Annotated in this window: 8 protein-coding genes; all 8 read left to right on the top strand. The window is 46.9% G+C overall.

The window, feature by feature from the left end; all coding sequences use genetic code 11:
• Positions 1–147: 147 nt before the first annotated feature.
• Positions 148–984 carry a hypothetical protein gene (locus tag J7K40_11470; GenBank protein ID MCD6163015.1) on the top strand — a complete coding sequence of 279 codons (837 nt, stop codon included), beginning with the start codon at positions 148–150 and terminating at the stop codon, positions 982–984.
• A gap of 207 nt (positions 985–1,191) precedes the next feature.
• Complete coding sequence (locus J7K40_11465) at positions 1,192–1,374, top strand: hypothetical protein (protein ID MCD6163014.1); 183 nt, start codon at positions 1,192–1,194, stop codon at positions 1,372–1,374.
• Positions 1,375–1,648: 274 nt separating this feature from the next.
• Positions 1,649–2,176 (top strand): hypothetical protein, encoded by a 528-nt coding sequence (locus J7K40_11460; GenBank protein ID MCD6163013.1) that lies wholly within the window; start codon positions 1,649–1,651, stop codon positions 2,174–2,176.
• Between the two features lie 278 nt (positions 2,177–2,454).
• Positions 2,455–2,730 carry a hypothetical protein gene (locus J7K40_11455; protein ID MCD6163012.1) on the top strand — a complete coding sequence of 92 codons (276 nt, stop codon included), beginning with the start codon at positions 2,455–2,457 and terminating at the stop codon, positions 2,728–2,730.
• A 19-nt stretch (positions 2,731–2,749) separates the two neighbouring features.
• Complete coding sequence (locus tag J7K40_11450; GenBank protein ID MCD6163011.1) at positions 2,750–3,700, top strand: hypothetical protein; 951 nt, start codon at positions 2,750–2,752, stop codon at positions 3,698–3,700.
• A 106-nt stretch (positions 3,701–3,806) separates the two neighbouring features.
• A complete protein-coding gene (locus J7K40_11445; protein MCD6163010.1) occupies positions 3,807–4,295 on the top strand; it encodes a hypothetical protein in 489 nt (162 codons plus the stop codon).
• Between the two features lie 63 nt (positions 4,296–4,358).
• The gene (locus J7K40_11440; protein ID MCD6163009.1) at positions 4,359–4,952 is read left to right on the top strand and encodes a hypothetical protein; all 594 of its coding nucleotides are present in this window, start codon (positions 4,359–4,361) and stop codon (positions 4,950–4,952) included.
• Positions 4,953–5,054: 102 nt separating this feature from the next.
• The coding region (locus J7K40_11435; protein MCD6163008.1) for a hypothetical protein at positions 5,055–5,247 on the top strand (193 nt) is incomplete at its 3' end.

Below are 5,247 nucleotides of genomic sequence, written 5' to 3'. Positions count from 1 at the left end.
ATCCAAATTGGGAATATGACCAGGAAAAGAACACCGTAACCTGCAGGGATTGCGGTAAACCTGTTGTGTTTAGTGTAACAGAGAGCGTTTAAACACGCTCTCACTATTCTTTTATTCGATTAGAACCGATATATACGCGGTGGTTACATGCCAGCAAAGATAATATTTACACCAGACCAAGAACAGGACATAATCAGACTGTACCATAAACACCGATCAGGTAGAAAAACAGCGAGGGCGGCAGGATATGACAGGCACACAATCCAAAAAGTACTCGATAAATACAACATAGAACGGTATCCGACCAATTCAAACAAACTACCAGTAGATCATGATTATTTTAAAGAACTTACACCCGGATCAAGTTACTTTTTGGGGTTGTGGATCGCAGACGGGAGTTTTAGTTTTTCTAAAAATGGTAGCGGATACTTTAGTATCAGTTTAAAAAAAGAGGACAGGGGGATATTGGAGTTACTGCGAAAAGAACTTAAATCAGAGCATAAAATAATAAATGATCGCCATTTATACAAATATTCGGTTGGTGATAACAGATTGCTTCTTAATATCGTAAAATGGGGCATTGAATGGGAGGATAAGTCACACCGGTTATCAGACTGTTCATACCTATTCAATGAACTTGATAAAACAAACACCACACACCACTTTATACGCGGGGTTTTCGATGGGGACGGCGGCGTATCGATGCCAAAGTACTATTACAATACAATGGTTTATTTTACCGGCACAAAGGCTTTTATTTCTAAATTACAGAACGTAATTAATGCACACTGCGAAACAAAAGGATATTTACAGCGAGATCGGCAATATAAACATGTAGACGGGTTTTATTACGCTCTAAAATACACCGGCAGGCAGGTATCAATAAAAATATTGGACTGGTTGTATCAAGATAAAGGCGAATACTACCTAAAAAGAAAATATAACATCTATTCACGGTTATTGGATCAGTTCAGTAACAAATAAACAATAAGAAGGTGAGATAACTTGAAACGAACACACATAATAACAGTAAGGCAACAGATACCCGCGGACGTACTAGAAAAAGCAATTGAACGGGTGAAATCAATCGGTTTCAAGAGAGAACTTGAAAGGCAAGCCCGCGAGATGATTGAGGACACTACAGCAATTGTTACCGCACTAGGTGGACACATTGAATGGGAGCGTTAAGGGATGGCTCGAAGATACCAAAAGATCACCGACGCATTACGGCGGCGGGCAGATGTTACGGAGAGGTGTATAGTCGATGCGGAGCACGATAAGGATAGCCATAGCGCGGCACTGCTAAAAATACGCCTGAATGAATGCCGGACTATCCTACAATGCATCGAAAGCGGCGATCTTGAATTATTGTGAGGTGGTCGATATGCGGATGAAGATACGCGATAAAATCAGGTTCGCGGGCATATTCTTAAAAGCCCTCTGGAAGCCGACAAACACCCTCACTGCAGAGGTCGTACTATCAGAGGATGGATGTTATCACCTTTGGATAAACGACGGCACAGACACGCCGGACGCGTGCATGATGTACGTATAAACAGGGCGGGCTTATCACCCGTCACTGCCTTTTTATAGTATAAAGTATGATACGTATACGGCGCATACGGCGCAGATAAAAGAGGTCGATAATATGAAAGCAAACACAGTAACAGAGACCTACACCGAATATCGAAGCGAGGCGCACCCTGATATTATGACGACGAAGGCGGCACTAGCGCCGGTAATTGAGTTTATCGATGCAAACCCCCTTGTGGTCGAGATAGTGAATGGCGAACAGTCGGCAGCGTTCGGCGTGGGATCGTGCGAATATATTGGGTGGGCACAGAACAGTACCGCGCCCGCGGCAGTTATCGAGAAGGTTAGAACCCTGATGAATTTAACAGATCGGTATTGCCAGGGTTACAGGTTGGGCACGATCTGGAACTTTAAGGGGCAGTTCACTTTTGAACATTATCGGGATGAAGGTTTTACGGGCGGGTTTTTCCAACAGCATGATAAGAATTATCCGCGGTTATGTACATCGATGGACTACACACCCGTCACGCTGCCAGAGGTGGTTAAGGCGTTCGCTGACTGGTGCGACGGTAGCGCATTCATAACCGAGAGGATAACGATAGACGGCGCAGACGTGCCAACAGAACTTTGGAAGGCGGTTTAAACCACTTCCATCCATTTATTTTCATTCGAGGTGAGAATATGGCATATATCATAACAAGACAAGTACGAATCGATGGCAGTCATATAGTCGAGATCACTAGGGATAAATCGGTGATCAACAGCGACTTATTACAGACACACTACAGGGGTGAAAGCGAATTATACGATGATCCGCGGGCAGTCGCAGAAACCGCGATACTGATACGCGGGCAATGGCAGCGTGACGAGATAAATAAAAATATCACTATGGCGGTAGGCAGTGCTGCAGGATACCACCCGATGAACGCGCACGAGTTGAGGCAGTGGGCGGCTGTGGAACTTGATATACTACAAAGATGTACATGGTGCGGCGAGATCATTTACGATGGCGGGATACAATATATGCCGCGAGGAGAGGCGAACGCGTCCGTATTCTGCTCTATGGCGTGCGTTATGGAATTTGAAGACGATGACGCTACAGAGGCAACGAGAGCAGCAGACCGCGAACTTGATCACGCTGATGAGGTCACGAGGCGGGATATTGCATTTGCAGAGGAACACAGGCAGAATTTGTAATTTAAAGAGGTGAAACAACATGGATTATAACATCGAAGTAGAAAAAGACGCATACGCGTTTCTATCAGACATTGAAGAGGACATAAAAGAGGCAATACTCAACGGCGAGGAAGACGTTTCAAATATACGGTGCGAGATAAGCGGATACGGCGAAATACAAGACGCGTTCTTTGAGAGCGTGACAGACCGGAGTTATACCATTGAGGACGCGGCGTTTGTGATCGCGAACTGCGAGAACGAAGAGACCGATACCGGATTATGGGGATACAAGGAGATAGGCGATGCAATGCAAACATGCGCCGCGCTTTCATACGGTAATGATGTATGGGCGAAGGTCGTAGAGGTCTATGAGGGGCTGTATGACGACTTTGAGCCATCATACATAGTTGTGGATGAAGACGGCAACAGACACGACGGATGTAAAGAGGTGGACTTTTCGGAAGAAGAGGACGCACAGGGCTATATTAATTACGACGTTGAACCGGAAGACCGCGAAGGGCTGGAAGTCATAGAGGGACGCGGAAACATAGATGAGCTATGGCATGAATACGAAGCGGATTTTATCGCGGAACCGGTGGAAGTCGGGAGCACAGAAGAGCTGCAGGTATTGCGTCAGTGGGTCAGGCTAGCCAAAAAAGCGGGAACGTGGGGCGGCTATCCTCTCGGCAACGTGTACATAGATTCACGCTGCGGGACGGGCTACAGTATGCCGGAAGTGAAGGACTTTTACGACTTCGATGCAATCGCACGTCAAAAAGTACCGGGGATGGTCGGCAAATACGGCGATGCGATAAAAGATCGAATCGAGGAACTGGAAGGGATCACAGGGAAAGAATGGGCAGTGACGGTCGAACTCGAAGCGGATCAATGGGGTGAGATCGTAACCAATCTTCATGAGATAGCCGGACAGATCGCAGACGGACATAAGGAAGGGCACGGGTGGAAGTTCGAGCACAACCGGAGCGGGTGAAAACCCACCCGCTTTTATTTTTTTTCCTGATAAACCCACTAAACCCGTATATAAACCCCATCGGTTGCGTGCCGGTGGGGGTATACACCAATAGAGGCGAGAAAACATGGAATCACCAGAAAAAGCAAATATGCGATTTGCACAGGAACACGACACGGCAGAAAAGCACATGCATCAGCGGATAGACTCGATACACCTGTTGGCGGAGATGTTCAACTGCAGCACGGATGACGTTGAGATAATGCTCGCGTTACTCCGAAAACACGGCGTTTATGAGATGATCGAGGCGGTGGAGGACTTCAACGCCGGCACACCCCAAAAATGGTCGTTTGGGACGGTCGTTATAGCGGCGAAAAACGTCACGCTGAAGCGGCTACACGGGAAGATCGATGATGATCTACATCGCGAACTGTCAACGGTGGTGGTAAGCACACAACCGTCAATATACGGCACCGCGATAACGGACGTCGAACGGCTGGACGAAAAAACCCTGATGGCGTTCTCGGATATGATCAAATACGGCGTGAACATCGACCGGATAAACGCACTGGTCAGGTCGTACAACGCGATGGGTGAGGCGAATGTCAGAACGTAACGAGTGAAAAACAGTAGAATAGAGCGACTACAGGATATAGACTACATAATCGAGGAATAAATCATGGAAGGAATAAACATAAATGCCAACAACAGGGCAAATATCTTAACGAGCGTGCTTAAGAGTGTGCTGGACGAAACAGACTACAGGATAGACCTTATCGTTGAAATGGTGCACGATCACGGGGATATGGTCATAATCGAGGCACGGGAATACGTAGACAACGACAGTGTGAGACAGTGGAACTTCAAAGCGTTTCTGTTTGGCGCAAAGGTCGCGGTCATAAAGCGATTGCGTGAACGGATGAGCGACGCGATGATATTGGCACTCACCGAGATCGTGCCGGACGCGTCGCGCTATGGCTCTATACTGTCATGCGGTCGATGTAATGAAAATGTTGCTGAACTTTTCATGGACATGCTGGTGGACGGCGTGGACGAGGAACGGATAGGCGAGTTGATGATGTGGGACGTTGAACTCTATGGTGGCAAACAGGATGAGCCAGACGATGATGTGGACACGGATCGACTACTGGACGAGCTAGTGACGATGATGGAAGGGCACGGCATCAGAGGCGATGTGAGAGCCAAAGCGAAGGAATTTCTCGCGGCGGTCGCGATGAACACACTCAATGAAGTTATCCATGAGGACGAATGACCGGTAGGGTACCGATTTTCTTTTTTTCCGAAACCTTTATATGTGCATAAACTGATACGCATACGGCACATACGTGTGCACATAAAAAAAAAGGTGAAAACCATGAAACGAACACTAAACCTTAAATCGATATTTAAGGCAGAATCGGTACGGGAAAAACCGTATTATGATCTGGAATCCTATCACAAGGAACTGGAATACACAAGCCACCTGTTGAAGACGCACGCTGTGCGCGTGAAGACATGGATACACAACAAAAACGACAGATCGATGTTTAATCCCGAATTCAAGGCAC

This window comes from Candidatus Zixiibacteriota bacterium, from assembly GCA_021159005.1.
GTDB lineage: Bacteria > Zixibacteria > MSB-5A5 > UBA10806 > 4484-95 > JAGGSN01.
This window is presented reverse-complemented; position numbering and strand designations above follow the sequence as displayed.

Excerpts from the sequence above, each read along its gene's own strand:
- J7K40_11450 (MCD6163011.1), top strand. The coding sequence starts at position 2,750 with ATGGATTATAACATCGAAGTAGAAAAAGACGCATACGCGTTTCTATCA.
- J7K40_11455 (MCD6163012.1), top strand. The coding sequence starts at position 2,455 with ATGAACGCGCACGAGTTGAGGCAGTGGGCGGCTGTGGAACTTGATATA.
- J7K40_11440 (MCD6163009.1), top strand. The coding sequence starts at position 4,359 with ATGGAAGGAATAAACATAAATGCCAACAACAGGGCAAATATCTTAACG.
- J7K40_11470 (MCD6163015.1), top strand. The coding sequence starts at position 148 with ATGCCAGCAAAGATAATATTTACACCAGACCAAGAACAGGACATAATC.
- J7K40_11465 (MCD6163014.1), top strand. The coding sequence starts at position 1,192 with ATGGCTCGAAGATACCAAAAGATCACCGACGCATTACGGCGGCGGGCA.
- J7K40_11445 (MCD6163010.1), top strand. The coding sequence starts at position 3,807 with ATGGAATCACCAGAAAAAGCAAATATGCGATTTGCACAGGAACACGAC.
- J7K40_11460 (MCD6163013.1), top strand. The coding sequence starts at position 1,649 with ATGAAAGCAAACACAGTAACAGAGACCTACACCGAATATCGAAGCGAG.